Source organism: Janthinobacterium sp. BCJ23, assembly GCF_059617945.1.
In genome coordinates, this window is sequence record NZ_JCAQAW010000005.1 from 290,756 (window position 1) to 308,351 (window position 17,596).

Sequence of the window (17,596 nt, forward strand, 5' to 3'; positions counted from 1 at the left end):
ATAACTACGGGGATTTTTCGCCGGCCCGAATGGCGCAAACTCGTGCCTTTGCCCAGTTATTTCCAGCTATTTCCAGGCCGCGTGTATCATTTGCGCCGCTTTTTCCGCGATCATCACCGTGGGCGAGTTCGTGTTACCAGAAGTAATGTACGGCATGATCGAGGCATCGACGACGCGCAAGCCCGCCACGCCGATCACGCGCAACTGGCTGTCGACCACGCTCGAGGCATCGCTGGCCAATCCCATGCGGCAAGTGCCCACCGGGTGGAAGATGGTGGTGCCGATCTGGCTGGCCGCCTGCGCCAGTTCTTCCTGGCTCTGGAATTGCACGCCGGGCTTGTATTCTTCCGGCGCAAATTTTTTCAGGGCCGGTGCGGCGGCGATGGTCCGCGTCAGGCGCAAGGCATCGGCCGCCACGGCGCGGTCCTGCTCCGTACTGAGGTAATTGGGCATAATCTTTGGCGCCGCATAGCTGTCGGCCGATGCGATCTGCACGTGACCACGCGACGTGGGACGCAGATTGCACACGCTGGCCGTAAACGCGGGAAACGCGTGCAAGGGTTCGCCGAATTTGTCGAGCGACAAGGGCTGCACGTGGTATTGCAGGTTCGGCGTGGCTTGCTGCGGATCGGACTTGGCGAACGCCCCCAGCTGCGATGGCGCCATCGACATGGGCCCGCTCTGAAACAGCGCATATTGCAAGCCGATCTGCATCCTGCCCAGCATATTGCCCGCCATGATGTTCAGCGTTTTCACGCCCTGGACTTTAAAGACCATGCGCAGCTGCAGATGGTCCTGCAAATTGCCGCCCACGCCAGGAGCGTCCAGCACGGGCGCGATGCCATGCTGCTGCAGCAAGGCGGCCGGGCCGATGCCGGACAATTGCAGCAATTGCGGCGAACCGATGGCGCCCGCCGTCAGCAAGGTTTCCCGCTTGGCCGTCGCCTGCCACTGCGTGCCGCCGCCCGTAAACACGATGCCCGTGCAACGGGGCCCCGACTCCGAAGCTTCAATCAACAGGCGTTCCACGTGGCAGCCCGTCATGATGGTCAGATTCGAGCGGCGCGATGCCGGTTTCAAAAATGCTTTCGAGGTATTCCAGCGGATGCCGCGGCGCTGGTTGACGTCGAAATACGCGCTGCCGCTATTGTCGCCGCCATTGAAATCGCTGGTTTTCGGGATGCCGACCTGCTGCGCGGCATCGCGGAATGCGTTCAGGATATCCCATGACAAGCGCTGTTTTTCCACGCGCCACTCGCCGCCCACACCATGGTTTTCCGACGCGCCGCCGTAATAATCCTCGCTTTGCTTAAATAGCGGCAAGACCTTGTCCCAGCGCCAGGAAGCGTCGTCCGTCAGGTCGGCCCAGTGATCGTAATCGCCGGCCTGGCCCCGCATATAGATCATGCCGTTGATGGAAGAACTGCCGCCGAGCACCTTTCCGCGTGGATAGATCAGGCTGCGCCCGCCCAGTCCCGCGTCCGCCTGCGTGGAATACAGCCAGTCCGTGCGGGGATTGCCGATGCAATGCAGATAGCCGACGGGGATGTGGATCCACACGTAATCGTCCTTGCCGCCCGCTTCCACGAGCAAAACGTTGGCATCCTTGTCGCGTGTGAGCCGGTTGGCCAGCACGCAACCTGCCGTGCCGCCGCCCACGATGATGTAGTCGTATTCGCCTGCCGATTCCAATGAAGCTCCTTTCGGTATGCCATCAAGCTGTCACGCGGCGTGTCTCCCCGCCGCGTTCCGCTACCAGAGTCTGTCTTTCTTCATGCATGCATGGCTGCTGAGCCGCCTTGAGATTACCACCAGTGCCGAACCAGGGCGACATTAATCGTTGCCTGGGATACGAACAAGCGACACGGCAAGGTAAAAAAGCATCAAATCAGCTGCGGCAAGCTGTGGATAAGCGTATGGATATCCACAGGTACGATATGTGTGTAAACGAAAAATTTTTTCAGCGGTTTTTTTTTGTCCAGAAACCATCCCAGGCAGATACAACCCTTACTCAGCGCTTATCCGCACGCCAAGCGATTGTTTACAAGGATAAATCGGGACTTATCCACAGAAGATGCCGCCGTTAACTACTATTACTATTCTTGTATACGAACTTGTTAAGGTAAACCCGACAACGCACGCTTTGCCTGCCCTACGCCTTAGCGAACCTCCGCAAGCCTGTCTTCAAAAAAAGCCGGGCAGCAGCGTTGGCTGACAAAAAAAAATCGCGCCAACAACTGCGCGACGAAAACCGGCACGGCCGGCATCACGCACACAGCACTGCCAAACCGTTTTTCAAAATGGAAACGTCAACAGACCTGAGCAGGACAGTGCCAGCAGGCGGTTCGATGTCGAAAAAAGGGGAAATTTAAAACGATTGTGGATAAGTCACTTGATATCCACAGGATGACTTGTGCGTAAACACGAACTTTTGCACAGGCCCGCATTTTATACAATTTTGCTCCTCGCGTGATACAGCGATTATGCACGCTTTATTTTGCATGTAAACGATTGATCCTGTTGAAAAAAAGCGACTTATCCACAGAAAAAAACGCGTTTACTATTACTACTATTTTTATATATAGAGCTATTGTAAACCGACAAAAAAAGCGGAAGTCCGGGGATATTTCCAAAAAGTACGTCAAACCGTCAAAAAAAAAGCCAACGGCAACATCGCGACCCACTACCAAACCGTCTTCCAGGAATCAACTGGACGCTCACGTCGGTGAAAGAACAACGCTCGCGCCCGCTCACTGTTGATTGGCAGACATGGGCCTATGCCAACGAAACACGTTAAACATGCCACTACAGCAAGAAAAACGCGATTTTGCGTACTGGTATGGATAAGTGCCTGCATATCCACAGGATGAGATGTGGGAAAAGTCGATCTTTGTCCACAAGCCAATTTTTATCCCAAACAAGTCCTCCGTGGATACAATGCTTGTGCGCCTACTTTTTTGTGCGCTAAGTCGATGATTTTTCGATGGTATACCGACTTATCCACAAAAAAATGGCCGTTTACTATCACTACTATTTTTATGTATACATCTTTATTTAAAACACAGAGACAAACGCGAACGGTGGAAAAGTCGCCGAAACGGCTGTTTTCACCATGTAAACCGTTTTGCAATCCCAAAAACCTGTAAAAACAGCATGCATACACATAAAAAAATGCGTTTAGGCATCATCAGTGCCTTGCACGAAGAACAGCAGGGGCTGGTAGAAGCCATGCAAGGCCCCCAGAGGCATTCGCACGGCATGCGCGACTACACCCTGGGAACCCTGTGGAATATCGACGCTGTGTGCGTCCTGTCGCGTCTGGGCAAGGTTGCCGCTGCCATGACAGCTTCTATCCTTGTGGAAAAGTACGGAGTTACCCACATCGTCTTCACCGGCGTGGCCGGCAGCGGGGATAAACACGTGAAAGTGGGCGATATCGTCGTGGCCGAATCGTTGTTGCAGCACGATATGGACGCTCGCCCTCTATTTCCCCGCTTCGAAGTGCCGTTGACTGGCCTGCAGCGCTTTGCCACGGACTTGGAACTGAGCACGCAACTGGCTGGCGCCGCAGAAGATTTCCTGCATGACGATGTTTCCAGCGTGCTCAAGGCGGCCGATATCGCGGCATTTGGCTTGCAGCACGCGCGAGTGCACCGCGGCCTGATCGCCAGCGGCGACCAGTTCATCAGCAGCGCCGCGCATCTGAACCAGCTCAAAGTAGATATCCCCGACTTGCTGGCCGTCGAAATGGAAGGCGCCGCCGTGGCGCAAGTGTGTTTTGAACTGGGCGTGCCGTTTACGGTCATGCGCACCATTTCCGACAACGCCAACGAAGAGGCGGCCGTCGACTTCATGCGTTTCGTGCAAACCGTCGCTTCGCCGTATGCGTTTACGGTGATCCAGCAATTGTGCCAGCGCCTGGCTGGCTGATTTTTCATCCAGCGTGCATAAAAAAAGGGCAGAACCACTGGTTCTGCCCTTTTGCGTTGACTGCCTGCTTAAATGTTAGACACTGAGCATCATCAGGCTGGCATTCCCTCCGGCCGCCGTCGTATTCACGCACAGCGCCCGCTCAGCAACCAGGCGCCACAGGGGGATGGCACCCTCTTGCGTGGTGGCGATGGTGCCCACCAAGGCCCCTTCCCGTGCCGCCAGCAGCGGTTTGAGCTGGCCATCGAGGCTAGGCTCGATCATGGCGATCTGGAAATCATGCTTGACCGACTCCAGGCTTGTAATGATCTGGATACGGTCCTTCAGCGCGGCCGGCAAGTCGCCCGGGATCAGTTCCGGCGATTGTGCCAGCACCAGGGCCTCGTTACCGGTGGCCAGGACGGCGGCCAGCTGGTTCATCAGCGTGCCGGACGTGGCGGCCGCGCACAGAATCGTGCCGCGCGCGGCAAAGCTCAGGGTATTCCGCTCGCCTGTCGGGCCTGGCAAGACGGTGGTGCTGCCCAGCAAGGTGGTGCGTGCGTATTCCTGCGCCAGTTGCTCTACCTTGTCGTGGCCATGCATCTTTGCCCACACGGTCAGCGCGTCGAGTGCTGGCGGCGCCTGGCGTTGATGCTGCGCGCCGGCCGGCGCATTGCGCTGCAGGCGTTTCAGGTACAGGGGGCCGCCCGCCTTGGGGCCGGTGCCTGATTTGCCTTCGCCGCCGAACGGCTGCACGCCGACGACGGCGCCGACGATGTTGCGGTTCACATAAATATTGCCTACGTGCGCGCGCTTGGTAATGAAATCGATCGTTTCATCGATGCGTGTATGGATGCCCAGGGTCAGGCCGTAACCGCTGTCGTTGATTGATTGCACCAGTTGCGGCAGCTCGGAGCGCTTGTAGCGGATCACGTGCAGCACGGGGCCGAAGACTTCCTGCGTCAATTGCGCCAGCGACTTGATTTCCAGCACGGTCGGGGCGACGAACGTGCCTTTGACGGTCGGCAAATCGAGCGAATAATGGTCGATGGCCATGGTTTTCATCTTGTTGATGTGTGCCAGCAAGTTACCTTGCGCTTCCGCATCGATGACGGGACCGATATCGGTGGCCAGGCGGTCAGGATTGCCGACGCGCAATTCCTGCATGGCGCCCTTGAGCATGTGGATGGTCTTGTCGGCGATTTCCGTTTGCAGGAACAGCACGCGCAAGGCCGAGCAGCGCTGGCCGGCGCTGTCAAAGGCGGACGACATCACATCTTGCACCACTTGCTCCGGCAAGGCGGACGAATCGACGATCAGGACATTCTGGCCGCCCGTTTCGGCGATCAGGGGAATGTCGATGCCTTCGGCCACGGCGCGCGCGGCCAGGTTGTGGTTGATCAATTGCGCCACTTCCGTCGAGCCCGTGAAAATCACGCCTTTCACACGCACGTCATTGCACAGGCCGGCGCCGACGACTTCGCCGCTGCCGGGCAAGAATTGCAGCGCGCCGCGCGGCACGCCCGCCGCATGCAGCAATTGCACGGCGCGGTGGGCGATCAGCGGCGTTTGCTCGGCCGGTTTGGCCAGCACCACATTGCCTGCGGCCAGGGCGGCGGCCAGCTGGCCCGTAAAGATGGCCAGCGGGAAGTTCCACGGGCTGATGCAGGTGACGGGACCGAGCGCCAGGGTATTTGGCGCGTGTTCCACCTGCGCCGCGTAGTAGCGCAGGAAGTCGACGGCTTCGCGGATTTCCGCGATCGCGTTCGGCAGCGACTTGCCCGCTTCGCGCACGGCCAGGGCCATCAGCTCGATGTGGTGTTCTTCGAACAGGTCGGCCGCGCGCAGCAACGCTTGCGCGCGGATCGACGGCTCCGTGGTTTGCCAATCCATGGCGTAGGCGCTGGCGCTGGCCAGCGCCGTTTCCACGTCGGCCGGGCCGGCTTCCATGACCTTGCCCACGACATCGTCGTGCTGGGCCGGATTGTGCAGCATGTGCGTGGGGCCATTCAGGCTGACGGCGCCATCGATCAGCGGCGCGGCCTGCCATGCCTGCTGCTGCGCCAGGCCCGTGGCCAAGGTGCGCAAAGTATCTTCATTCGACAGGTCCAGGCCGGCCGAGTTCCTGCGTTCGCTGCCAAACATGTCCAGCGGCAGCGGAATCGACGGATGCGGCAAGCCGCCCTGCAGGCGTGCCTGCTCGAGCGGATCGCGGATCAGGCTATCGATGGCCACGCTTTCGTCGACGATCTGGTTGACGAACGACGAGTTGGCGCCGTTTTCCAGCAGGCGGCGCACCAGGTAGGCCAGCAGGGTTTCATGCGAGCCGACGGGCGCGTAGATGCGGCACGGCTTGTCGAGATTCTCGGGGCCGACGACCTGGTCGTACAGGGTCTCGCCCATGCCGTGCAGGCACTGGAATTCATAGTCGGTGATGCCGTCGCGTTTCGCCCAGGTATAAATGGTCGACAGGGTTTGCGCGTTGTGCGTGGCAAATTGTGGATAGATCAACTTGCTCGCGGCCAGCAGTTTTTGCGCACACACGAGGTAAGAGACGTCCGTGTAGACCTTGCGCGTGTAGACGGGATAGCCTTCCTGGCCGTCGACTTGCGCGCGTTTGACTTCCGCATCCCAATACGCGCCCTTGACCAGGCGCACCATGAACTTGCGGCCGCTGCGGTGCGCCAGGTCGATCAGGAAATCGATGGCGAACGGGCAGCGTTTTTGATACGCCTGCACCACGTAGCCGATACCGTCGAAGCCGGCCAGGTCCGCATCGAAGGCCAGTGCTTCCATCAGGTCGAGCGACAGTTCCAGGCGGTCCGTTTCTTCCGCATCGATGTTGAAGCCGATGTTGTACTGTTTGGCCAGCAATAGCAGCGCTTTGACTTTCGGCAGCAATTCTTCCATGACGCGGGCGCGCTGGGCGCGGCTGTATCGTGCATGCAGGGCCGACAGTTTCACGGAAATACCGGGACCGTTGCGGATGCCGCGGCCATTCGACGCCTTGCCGATGGCGTGGATCGCCGTTTCATACGAGGCGTAGTAGTTGGCTGCGTCCTGCTGCGTCAGGGCCGCCTCGCCCAGCATGTCGTACGAGTAGCGGTAGCCGCGCGTTTCATTCTCGCGGCTGTTCTTCAGCGCTTCCTCGATGGTTTGACCCGTCACAAACTGGTTGCCCAGCATGCGCATGGCCAGGTCGACGCCTTTGCGGATCAGCGGTTCGCCGCCTTTGGCGATGAGCTTGGTCATGGCCGAACCGAGGCCCGATTCGCTGCTGGTACTGACCAGTTTGCCCGTAATCAGCAAACCCCAGGTGGCCGCGTTGACGAACAGCGACGGCGATTCGCCCAGGTGTTTTTTCCAGTCACCCTTGCTGATTTTGTCGGCGATCAAACGGTCGGCCGTCTGACTGTCGGGTATACGCAACAGCGCTTCAGCCAGACACATCAATGCAACACCCTCTTCCGACGATAGCGAGAACTCGTGCATCAGTGCATCGACGCCGGACGCGCGTGTGCGTTTTTGGCGCACGTTCGAGACCAGGCGGTGCGCCAGCGCTTGCCCTTCGGCCGTCGTTTCGGTGCTGCTGGGGCGCACTTGTTGCAACAGCCACTGCACGGCGGAAACCTCGTCGCGCCTATAGGCGGCGGTGATGGCGGCGCGTTGTGGAGTCGCTTCGGGCAGGATTTCTGCCTGGAACGCAGCAAAAGGAATCGGGGTAAAAGCCGAGGGGCCTGCAGGGTGCATAAGTGCTCTTTACAAGGAAAAAGGGGACGAAAACTGACGTAATTCTTGCTCTTTTTTGGTGCAAAAAAATACAGAAAGTCGGACGTTAAGATGATTCGATTGTAAAGGGGATTCTTATGGATTAATTCTGGTAATACAGGGGACTAGCAATAGATAGTTTTTGATGCGACAATTTAACCAAATAATATTAATTTGGGGGTGATGGGAATGCTGGACAAGATCAGTAAGAAAATCCTGATGGAATTGCAGAGCGATGGACGCATCAGCAATGTGGAGCTGGCCGCGCGCGTGAACCTGTCGCCTGCCGCCTGCCTGGAGCGCGTGCGCAAGCTGCACGAATCCGGTTACATCATGGGCTATACGGCCCAGTTGAACCCGCAGCTGCTCGACGTGTCGCTGCTGGTGTTCATCGAAGTGGTGCTTGACCGCACGACACCGGAAGTGTTCGACGCCTTCAAGCATAGCGTACAAATCATTCCAGAGGTACTGGAATGTCACATGGTCGCTGGCGGTTTCGATTACCTGGTCAAGGCGCGCGTCAAGGACATGGCCGCCTACCGCGAATTCCTGGGCAAGACCTTGCTGCAGAAAGGTGTGCGGGAAACCCACACTTATGCCGTCATGGAAGAGGTCAAAAACACCACCAAATTGCCAATTAAGTGACCCTGGTGTAGCCGTCCCGTTTTTCTGATTGAGCTATCGGAACAAATGTTGTAGGGTAGAACTACAATTCTGCTATCCGGTAGCCGGCCTGAAAACACGCGCAGACGTTGTGTTCAGGGTGCAAGGTGGGCAATCGTGCCCATCCGCATACGGTTACAGCACGTCCCTCCAGGGACGTGACGGGTTCGCGCAGCGGGGGACAAATGAAGCAGTTGCAGCATCAGCTGGTGCGTTTCTTTGTATTCACGATCCTGGCCATGGCCGTTGCCTGTTGCCTGGCCTATCTGCTGCTGCTGTCGGGCGGCGACCATCCTTATTTGATCGCCTGCGTGGCCGCCGCTATCGGCGCCGCGCTGCTGGCGTTTGCCGGCCGTCCGCGCGGCGAACCGGGCTTGCACCAGTTCGCCGACACGGTGGGCAATGCCATCGATGCCATCATGATCGGTGCGGCGGAAACCTCGTATTTTGTCGATTCCGTCAAACAGAAGGTGGAACTTGATGTCCGCACGGCCAGCGACATTGCCGACAGTTCCGTACAAAATGCCGCGATGACGGAAAAGATCGCCGCCAATGCGGAGCGGGCCGCCAAGGTGGCCGCCGGCGTGCGCGTGGAAAGCGTGGCGGCGCGCGCCGAAGTGGACCAAGGCTTGCGCCGCATCAATACGGCACGCGAGGAAGCGCAAGGCGCGTCCAGCACGATGCTGAGCCTGCAGGAAAAATCCAAACGCATCACGGGCTTCACGGAAGCCATTTCCGATATTTCCGCGCGTACCAACTTGCTGGCGCTGAACGCCGCCATCGAAGCGGCCCGTGCCGGCGAACATGGCCGCGGTTTTGCCGTGGTGGCCGGTGAAGTGCGGCAATTGGCGCAGCGCACCAAGGAAGCTTCCGATGAAATCAGCGTGATGGTGCGCGAAATCAATGAACAGTCGGAAAAGGCCGCACGGGGCATGAGTTCGCTGGCGGCCGGTGTGACGGAAGCGGCGCGCAACGTGGAAAGCGTGCATGCCTCGCTGAGCCATATCGAGCAATCGTCGGGCGAATCGGAAGACGAGATCGGGCAAATCGCCCGCGCCTCGCGCGAACACGTCGATACGACGCAAGTGATCGCCGACGCCATCCTGCAAATCCGCGACAGCATGCTGTCGACGAATGCCGAATTGCCGCGCGCCACGCAATCGGCCATGGCCCTGGCCGAGCGGGCCGAAGTGATCGCCGGCGCCCTCGGTGAATCGAGCGTGGCCACGCCGCACGACGAGATCCGCGAGGCGGCCCAGCGCGCCGCGCGCGACGTGGGCAAACTGTTCGAGCAAGCGATCGCGTCGGGCCGCATCACGCGCGAAGCCCTGTTCGACCGCCACTACCGCCCGATTCCGAACACCAATCCGCCCAAGCACAACACGAAGTTCGACGCGTTTACGGACAAGGTGCTGCCCGACCTGCAGGAAGGCGTGCTGGCCGCCCTGCCCCATTTGGCGTATGCGGGCGCCGTCGACAACAATGGCTATTTTCCGACGCACAACAAGAAGTTTTCCCAGCCGCTGACGGGCGACTACGCCACCGATATGGTCAATAACCGCACCAAGCGCATCTTCAGCGACCGCACGGGCAAGCGCTGCGGCAGCAACACCAAGGCCTTCCTGTTGCAGACGTATAAACGCGACACGGGCGAGGTCATGCACGATTTGTCCGTGCCCATCCACGTCGAGGGTAAGCACTGGGGCGGTTTCCGGATCGGTTACCGATCCAGCAATCATGCATAGCAAAACGCCTGATGAGAAATCATCAGGCGTTTTTTCTTGTACAGGTGACGCTTACTCGATATGCGGCTTGGGCGCCACGCCGCCGCCGGCCGCCGTAGCCGTGCGCAGGGTGGGCGTGTTCATGCTTTCCAGATGATTACGCAGCCATTTGTGGGCGGGGCTGCGGGCGTCGCGCTCGTGCCACAGCATGTCCAGGTGGACGGCCGGCAAGGTCAATGGCAAATCCTTGTACAGCAGGGACTCCGTCATGCCCGTCGAGGCGATCAAATGGCGCGGCAAGACCGTGATCAGGTCGGAATTGGCGACCACTCGCCCGGCCGTGAAGAACTGGTTGACCGTCAACAAGATGCGTCGTTCGCGGTGGATCTGCGACAGGGCTTCGTCGATCAAACCATGTGCGCGGCCGGAAAAGCTGACCAGTAAATGGTTGGCCGCGCAGTAGTTATCCAGAGTCAATTCCTTGTCGGCCAGCGGATGGCCGCGCCGCATCACGCATACATACTTGCCGGAATACAGGCGCTCGTGGCGGATGGGCGAACCCGTTTCGCTCGACAATTGCGCTGCCACGCCGGGAAAGAAGCCCACGGCCAGGTCGATGTCGCCGCGTAGCAGCATGGGGCGCGGTTCGCGCGTCGTCAGCGGCATCATGCGCACGTTGACGCCCGGTGCTTCCCGTTCGATCGAGCGCATCAGCGAGGGCAGCCAGAACGCGGCCGTCGCATCGGCCATCGCCATGCGGAAAGTGGCGTGGGTCTTCGACACGTCGAAGGTTTCCGGCGTGACGGCCGCTTCCAGGCTGGCCAGGGCCGAGCGTACGGATGGCCACAGTGCTTCGGCGCGGGGCGTGGGTTTCACGCCATACGCCGTGCGGATCAGCAATTCGTCACCGAGGCTCTCGCGCAGGCGTTTGATGGCGTTCGATACCGCCGGCTGCGTCATCGCCAGGTGGCCGGCTGCGCGCGTCAGGTTTTGTTCCGTCATGACGGCGTCGAAAACACGCAGCAAGTTCAGATCCAGCGTCAGAAAACTCATGGAAAGCCCAAGATAAAAGTTGAATTGATTACTTAAAATTGATTACTTAGGAGTGTAAACCGCGCCGGGCGCGAATATTTTCACTCGTTAAAAAATATTACAGTTTTCCATTCACGATTCATATAATTGGTATCAAGAAATGGAATTAGATTTATATGTTGCACTGCACTATAGTACTGGCAAATTCTATAATGCACTGGAACACTATGTCTACCTTCGCCTCCGCCCTGTACGCAGTATCCGCACCCGTGCTGGAGATTTCTCTGCTGAACGCCCTGCAACTCGTGCTGGTGATCGTTGCCGTGGGCGCGTTCGCCCTGCTGTTCAAGCCTTTGCTGGTGGGGATCGCCCGTGCCATGATGCTGGTGGTGCGTCCCAAGCTGAGCCGCGAAGAGCGTCTGGCGCGCCAGCAGATGCGCGAAGCGCAAGCCTTGAAGCGCACTTTGGGCAAGATGGATGGCGTGTCGCCAAGCAACGCCGCCGAATTGCGCGCCCTGTCGACGCGCGCATAAGCTCGCTGTTGCAGATGACAAGCCGGCATACGCCGGCTTTTTTTACGCCCGCGTTGTGCTTCAGGCCATATCGCCCAGCAAATGCGCGCGCAACAAGGTGTCGGCCGGATGGGCGCCGATCCAGATTTTCAGCAGCGCATTGTAAAAGGCCAGGTCCGGCACCATGTCGCCCACCTGCTTGCCGTTCAGTTTGCACAAGGTTCCCTCTTCCGGCAGCCAGTCCACGGTGAGAATATCGCCCTTTTTCAGGCCCGGTACCATTTCGAACATGGCGCCGAACTGCATCGTCTGGCTCAGCAGGCGCGTGCGGTCGGCCTGGTCGGAACTGCGCTTCAAGCCCTGCATGAAGGCTTGCCCCAGCTCGTCGGAAGTGATGTCGCGCAGCATGACGATTTCCAGGCGGCGCGGTCCGGGCAGCGCCAAAATGTCGGCCAGCTGGGTTTTCTTTTCCGGCAGGTACAGCGCGATCGTATAGACCTTGAAGATGACCTTGTAGCGCACGCCGGCGCCGTTGAGTTTCAACTCGCGGCTGGCCAGCTGTACCGTGTCGTCCAGCTTGACGCCGCCCACCTCGACGGCAAGCGCCGTTTGTGCCAGGCAGGCGCACAGGCAGGCGGCAGTGAGGGAACAGCCGAAACGGGATGTGCGTATTTGCATCTTCTACCTCCGTGGAAACCATGGGCTGTGGATAAGTCAGCACACAGTGTAGAACAGTTGGCAGAAGCTGGCGCCACGCAGAAGTGGTCCAGAAGTGGCGCGGGGGAAATGCTTAAGGTTTGGCAGGCAGTTCCGCCTGCAGGCGTTCGTACTTGGCCATCAATTGTTCCGGGCTTTCGCGCCAGGCGGGATTGAAGGGGATGCAGCTGACGGGGCACACTTGCTGGCATTGCGGCTCGTCAAAGTGGCCCACGCATTCGGTGCACTTGTTAGGATCGATTTCGTAGATTTCCGCGCCCATGTAGATCGCGTCATTCGGGCACTCGGGCTCGCAAATGTCGCAATTGATGCATTCGTCGGTGATCAGTAATGCCATGATTTCACTCTTACTTATTGCGATGAGGCAGCGTTGGCGGCAATCTTGTTTTGCAGCCAGCGGTTCACCGAGGGGAAGACAAACTTGGAGACGTCGCCGCCCAGCGCCGCGATTTCGCGCACGATGGTGCCCGAAATGAACTGGTACTGGTCGGACGGCGTCAGGAACATGGTTTCGACATCGGGCAACAGGTAGCGGTTCATGCCCGCCATCTGGAATTCGTATTCGAAGTCGGAAACGGCGCGCAAGCCGCGCACGATGACACGCGCCTCGTGCTTGCGCACGAAATCCTTGAGCAAGCCGGAAAAGCTTTCCACTTGCACATTCGGATAGTGGCCAAGCACTTCGTTGGCGATTTCCAGGCGTTCGTCGAGCGAGAAAAACGGTTGCTTGTTCTTGCTGTCGGCCACACCGACGATCAGCTTGTCAAACAGACCCGATGCGCGGCGCACCAAATCTTCATGACCACGCGTGAGCGGATCGAATGTTCCTGGATAAACGGCTACAACCATTGCGGCTCCCTGACGATGCACCAATATAGACGCGCATTATGCCTGAAATTGGTGACCACCTTGGTGCTGCGCCTCGGGCCAGGGAACCTTTTTGCCTCATTTATAGGCAGATTCAGGCAGTTGCCGGCACTTTGTTGTAAGTTAGCAAATGATAATAAACGGTGCCCGCCTTGTCGGCGCGGATGACTTCCCACGGCGCCATCCATTCCGGCTTTTCCAGTGCGCTCGCTTCATCGAAGACCAGCGGCAAGCCCGATTCGGCATACACCATGCCGCCTTCCTTGAGCAGATTGGCGCACAGCGGCAGCACTTTTGCGAGGAAATCCTGCTGGTAAGGCGGATCGAGGAAGATCAGGTCGAAGCGCTGGCCGCGCGCTGCCAGGCCCTGCGCCGTCAGCAGGGCGTCGCCGCGCAGCAGCTGGACATTATCAGCGCGCAATTTCGTCTTGTTCTCTTCCAGCTGGCGGATCACGGGCGTGTGCGTGTCGACCATGGTGACGGACGCGGCGCCGCGGCTGGCCGCTTCAAAGCCCAGCGCGCCGCTGCCGGCGAACAGGTCCAGCACCTGGGCGTTGGCCCAGTCGCCGTCGCGCAAGTGATTGATCCAGTTAAATACGGTTTCGCGCACGCGGTCCGGTGTCGGGCGCAAACCGAGTGCCTGCAAAACAGGCAGCACGGAGCGTTTCCACTGGCCGCCGATAATGCGCACCTGGTTCGGTGGCGGCGCGTGGTGGACGGGGACTTTGGCGGGTTTTTTAATCTTCTTTTGCATGGGGATTTCTTCAATTCGATGGCGGCCACTATAGCATATGGCCCCCTCCCCCCTGCTGGCGCTGCCTCGCTATTTTGGTTGCGTGGCCAGGGAATTGAAATCGTCGATCCAGCCCTGCATGCGCTTGACGGCGTGGGTCTTTTGCGCCGGCGTGGCGATCTTGATCACCGTCAAGACCATCTGCGCCGTGCTGCTTTCGTAGGCATCGAAGAAGGCCTTGCGCTCCGAATGTTCGAGGCGCTCGAAACTGTCCTTGATCAGGGTCGTGATCAAGCCCATTGTGGCGTCCTTGCCGAGTTTTTCCTGGTGGACCTTCTTGACCAGGTTCAACACATTCTGCTGGCGCCGCATGCGTTCATCGAGCCAGATCTCATTGTTCAGCGGACGCGCGTCGGACGCCTTGCGGATGATGGCTTCCTGCTCGCTGCTGAAGCTGCCGAACCACAGTTCGAATTGCTCCATGGCCTTCTTGTAGCGCAGTTGCTGGCGCTTCTCCTGGTCGCCGCTCAGATATTTCTTGCGGTAATCATCGTTGTTCGACTTGAACTTCTTTTCCATCTGTGCGATCTGCTCGGGCTTGAGCGAGCGCGCCAGGTCGGCCAGCTCGGGCGCCGCTTTCAGCAGCAGCGCCTGGGTGCGCTGCTTGATCTCGCTGTAATCGGCCATCAGGTCCGCCTGCGTGATATTGCCTTGCAGCTGCTTCTGGCCCGTGCGCAGGATTTCCACGTAATCCTTCAGTTGCGTCTTGCGGTGCCAGTCGAACAGCTTGTCGATATCCTCGCGCACCCAGCCCTTCTGGTCGCGGTCCAGGTCGACATACGCGTTCAGCCACCAGTACAGCACGGTATCGCCATTGTTGTAGGCCAGGCGTAAGCCGCTGCAGCCTGCGACGATAATGAAAAGCATGGCCAGCACGGCGTAACGAAAGCGGCTGGAGAACGGGGCCTGCGTGTTAAACTTTTTCATATTCTTAACTTATAAAATTACGGTCTATGAACGTTGTCATTCTCGCTGCCGGTATGGGCAAACGCATGCAGTCGGCACTGCCCAAGGTATTGCACCCGTTGGCGGGCAAGCCATTGTTGTCGCACGTCATCGACACGGCGCGCGGCCTGGCGCCGTCCCGATTATGCGTGATTTACGGGCATGGGGGCGCAGCGGTGCTGAAGTTGCTCGACGGCTACAAGGTGAACCATGCCGTGCAGATCGATGCCGCTGAGCAGGCGCAGCAGCTGGGCACAGGCCATGCCGTGCAGCAAGCGCTGCCTTTGCTGGACGACAGCGTGCCGACCCTGATCCTGTACGGCGACGTGCCGCTGACCAGCGCCGCTTCCCTGCAGCAGCTGGTGCAGGCGGCTGGTAACGATAAGCTGGCCATTTTGACCGTGGAACAGGACGATCCTTTCGGCCTGGGCCGCATCGTGCGCGAGCACGGCGCCATCGTGCGCATCGTCGAGGAAAAAGATGCCACGCCAGCAGAGCGCGCCATCAAGGAAATCAACAGCGGCATCATGGTCGCGCCCACCGTGGCCCTGAAGCAATGGTTGTCGGCCTTGTCGAATGACAATGCGCAAGGGGAATACTATCTGACCGATATCGTTGCCCAGGCAGTCGCTGACGGCGTGGCCGTCACCTCGGCGCATCCTGCCGCCGTGTGGGAAGTGGCGGGCGTCAACAGCAAGGTGCAGCTGGCCCAGCTGGAACGCATCCACCAGAACAATATCGCGCAAGCGCTGCTCGAGCGTGGTGTGACCCTGTTTGACCCGGCCCGCATCGACGTGCGCGGCGAACTCATTTGCGGCCGCGATGTCACCATCGACGTCGGCTGCGTATTTGAAGGCAGAGTCGAACTGGGCGACGGCGTGCGCGTGGGCGCCAACAACGTCTTCATCAACGCCACGGTGGCGCCCGGCGCGCACATCAAGCCCTTCTGCCATATCGAGGACGCCATCGTCGGCGCCGCTTCCATCATCGGCCCGTACGCGCGCCTGCGCCCGGGCACGGTCCTGGCGGAAGACGTGCACATCGGTAACTTCGTCGAGGTGAAAAACAGCCAGATCGCCGCGCACAGCAAGGCGAATCACCTGGCCTACATCGGCGACGCCACCATCGGCTCGAAGGTCAACATCGGCGCCGGCACGATTACCTGCAACTACGATGGCGTGAACAAGTTCCGCACGGTGATTGAAGACGACGCCTTCATTGGCAGCGACAGCCAGCTGATCGCGCCCGTCACCGTCGGCAAAGGCGCTACCTTGGGCGCCGGCACGACCTTGTCGAAAGATGCGCCAGCGGGCAAGCTGACCGTCTCGCGCGCGCGCCAGGTCACGATTGACGGCTGGACGCGTCCCGTGAAAATCAAGAAGTAAGCGCACCGCCCTCGGTACGCATGACGCCGTCAGCCTGTCCGGGCTGACGGCGTTTTTTTACGCCTGTGGATAATCCTGTGGAGAGTTAGCTGACAACCCGGGATAAGTCCGACCATTTTTCCCATCCCGTATTTTCTCCGTATTGTTGTGTGTGGATAAGCATGTGAACAAGCATGCGGACAAGTGATGGATAAGCCCGGTATAAGCTGCGTATAAACGGTAAAGAACCTGTGGAAAAGACGGGATAAGTTTTCTGGCCCAGCTTGCCGTTCCAGCGTACAAGCCAGTCCGGGCAGGCTGAAAAAGTATCGCTGGTTTTTTGCTTGCCTGGACTGTGGATAAGCTTGTGTGCAATCTGCGGATAAGTGATGGATAACTTATAAGTCATTGTATTATAAGGATATTCAAGAGTTATTCGTCAATGCTGGCTGTGGGTAAAGCTGTGCAAAAGCCTGTGCTTAAAGCATGGACAAGCGATGGATAAGCCGGGATAAGTTTTTACACGGCAGTAGCTACACATTTATTGAACGGCCTCCTGCGAGGCCGGATGTGGCAGCCGTGAAAATCCGCGATTTTTATACTGTGGATAAACTTGTGTATAAGCACGTGAAAAGCGAAGGATAAGCAGGGATAACTTCTCTGTCCGCTTGCTTCATACCGCGATGCGCGTCTCGAATTTGCTGCGAAAGGTGGAAAAATAGCTTTTCACGTTGCGCACATTCGCGTGCGCGGCAAACAGGCGGTGCGCCAGCGCGTGGTAGGCGGGCATGTCGGCCACTTGCACCATCAGCACGAAGTCGGGCCCGGGCGAGACGCGGTAGCATTGCAGCACGGCCGCTTCCTGCGCCACCAGCTGCTCGAATTCCGCCATGCGCTCCGCCGCCTGTACGTCGAGCGTGATTTCCACGATGGCCGTCAAGCGCGCGCCCACCAGCTGCGGCGCGACGATGGCCACTTGCCGCTCGATGACGCCGCTTTCCCGTAAATGCTTGACCCGCCGCAAACACGTGGGCGCCGAGACGTGCACCGAGCGCGCCAGTTCACTGTTGGTTTGCGATGCATCAATTTGCAAGGCGTTCAGGATGCGATGATCGATTTCGTCGAGGGTAATGTTGTCTTCGCTCATGGTCTTGATGAATTAGATAATATATCGAGTTTAAATGAAATAATATTTCATCATAAAATAGAGGTGAAATATTCAGTCAAATATACACGGATTTAGAAAGCATATTTCACGCGCTCTGCATTAGCATGCATGCATTGATGAATTTTTAGACAGAG

At 58.6% G+C, this 17,596-nt stretch carries 14 protein-coding genes; 5 read left to right on the forward strand and 9 right to left on the reverse strand.

What is annotated here, in order from left to right; genetic code table 11:
* Positions 1–66: 66 nt before the first annotated feature.
* Positions 67–1,692 (reverse strand): GMC family oxidoreductase, encoded by a 1,626-nt coding sequence (locus AC54AG_RS18275; protein WP_496631187.1) that lies wholly within the window; start codon positions 1,690–1,692, stop codon positions 67–69.
* Positions 1,693–3,171: 1,479 nt separating this feature from the next.
* Here AC54AG_RS18275 and AC54AG_RS18280 point away from each other — a divergent pair.
* Positions 3,172–3,930 carry a 5'-methylthioadenosine/adenosylhomocysteine nucleosidase gene (locus AC54AG_RS18280; protein WP_496631279.1) on the forward strand — a complete coding sequence of 253 codons (759 nt, stop codon included), beginning with the start codon at positions 3,172–3,174 and terminating at the stop codon, positions 3,928–3,930.
* 75 nt (positions 3,931–4,005) lie between these two features.
* On the opposite strand, the gene putA is transcribed toward AC54AG_RS18280, so the two are convergent.
* A complete protein-coding gene (putA, locus tag AC54AG_RS18285) occupies positions 4,006–7,659 on the reverse strand; it encodes a trifunctional transcriptional regulator/proline dehydrogenase/L-glutamate gamma-semialdehyde dehydrogenase (protein WP_496631189.1) in 3,654 nt (1,217 codons plus the stop codon).
* Between the two features lie 207 nt (positions 7,660–7,866).
* On the opposite strand from putA, the gene AC54AG_RS18290 reads away from it, so the two are divergent.
* Positions 7,867–8,322 carry an Lrp/AsnC ligand binding domain-containing protein gene (locus tag AC54AG_RS18290; RefSeq protein ID WP_010393827.1) on the forward strand — a complete coding sequence of 152 codons (456 nt, stop codon included), beginning with the start codon at positions 7,867–7,869 and terminating at the stop codon, positions 8,320–8,322.
* 203 nt (positions 8,323–8,525) lie between these two features.
* Entirely contained in the window at positions 8,526–10,085 is a 1,560-nt protein-coding gene (locus tag AC54AG_RS18295) for a methyl-accepting chemotaxis protein (RefSeq protein ID WP_485880837.1), read from the forward strand.
* 51 nt (positions 10,086–10,136) lie between these two features.
* On the opposite strand, the gene AC54AG_RS18300 is transcribed toward AC54AG_RS18295, so the two are convergent.
* The gene (locus AC54AG_RS18300; protein WP_034752642.1) at positions 10,137–11,117 is read right to left on the reverse strand and encodes a LysR family transcriptional regulator; all 981 of its coding nucleotides are present in this window, start codon (positions 11,115–11,117) and stop codon (positions 10,137–10,139) included.
* A 206-nt stretch (positions 11,118–11,323) separates the two neighbouring features.
* Here AC54AG_RS18300 and AC54AG_RS18305 point away from each other — a divergent pair, with 206 nt between their 5' ends.
* Complete coding sequence (locus AC54AG_RS18305; RefSeq protein ID WP_034752641.1) at positions 11,324–11,629, forward strand: hypothetical protein; 306 nt, start codon at positions 11,324–11,326, stop codon at positions 11,627–11,629.
* A 60-nt stretch (positions 11,630–11,689) separates the two neighbouring features.
* On the opposite strand, the gene AC54AG_RS18310 is transcribed toward AC54AG_RS18305, so the two are convergent.
* The 5 genes from AC54AG_RS18310 to AC54AG_RS18330 all read right to left on the reverse strand — a co-directional run bounded on the left by AC54AG_RS18310 (position 11,690) and on the right by AC54AG_RS18330 (position 14,912).
* Positions 11,690–12,286, reverse strand: a complete 597-nt coding sequence (locus tag AC54AG_RS18310; protein ID WP_070303218.1) for a chalcone isomerase family protein — start codon at positions 12,284–12,286, stop codon at positions 11,690–11,692.
* 112 nt (positions 12,287–12,398) lie between these two features.
* Positions 12,399–12,662 carry a YfhL family 4Fe-4S dicluster ferredoxin gene (locus AC54AG_RS18315; RefSeq protein WP_070303217.1) on the reverse strand — a complete coding sequence of 88 codons (264 nt, stop codon included), beginning with the start codon at positions 12,660–12,662 and terminating at the stop codon, positions 12,399–12,401.
* A gap of 14 nt (positions 12,663–12,676) precedes the next feature.
* Positions 12,677–13,174, reverse strand: a complete 498-nt coding sequence (gene coaD / locus AC54AG_RS18320; protein WP_034752633.1) for a pantetheine-phosphate adenylyltransferase — start codon at positions 13,172–13,174, stop codon at positions 12,677–12,679.
* A 112-nt stretch (positions 13,175–13,286) separates the two neighbouring features.
* Complete coding sequence (rsmD, locus tag AC54AG_RS18325) at positions 13,287–13,946, reverse strand: 16S rRNA (guanine(966)-N(2))-methyltransferase RsmD (RefSeq protein ID WP_139248451.1); 660 nt, start codon at positions 13,944–13,946, stop codon at positions 13,287–13,289.
* Between the two features lie 69 nt (positions 13,947–14,015).
* Positions 14,016–14,912 carry a DUF6279 family lipoprotein gene (locus AC54AG_RS18330; protein WP_496631192.1) on the reverse strand — a complete coding sequence of 299 codons (897 nt, stop codon included), beginning with the start codon at positions 14,910–14,912 and terminating at the stop codon, positions 14,016–14,018.
* Positions 14,913–14,938: 26 nt separating this feature from the next.
* On the opposite strand from AC54AG_RS18330, the gene glmU reads away from it, so the two are divergent.
* The gene (gene glmU, locus AC54AG_RS18335; RefSeq protein WP_496631193.1) at positions 14,939–16,315 is read left to right on the forward strand and encodes a bifunctional UDP-N-acetylglucosamine diphosphorylase/glucosamine-1-phosphate N-acetyltransferase GlmU; all 1,377 of its coding nucleotides are present in this window, start codon (positions 14,939–14,941) and stop codon (positions 16,313–16,315) included.
* 652 nt (positions 16,316–16,967) lie between these two features.
* On the opposite strand, the gene AC54AG_RS18340 is transcribed toward glmU, so the two are convergent.
* Entirely contained in the window at positions 16,968–17,441 is a 474-nt protein-coding gene (locus AC54AG_RS18340) for an Lrp/AsnC family transcriptional regulator (RefSeq protein ID WP_331778186.1), read from the reverse strand.
* Positions 17,442–17,596: the final 155 nt, after the last annotated feature.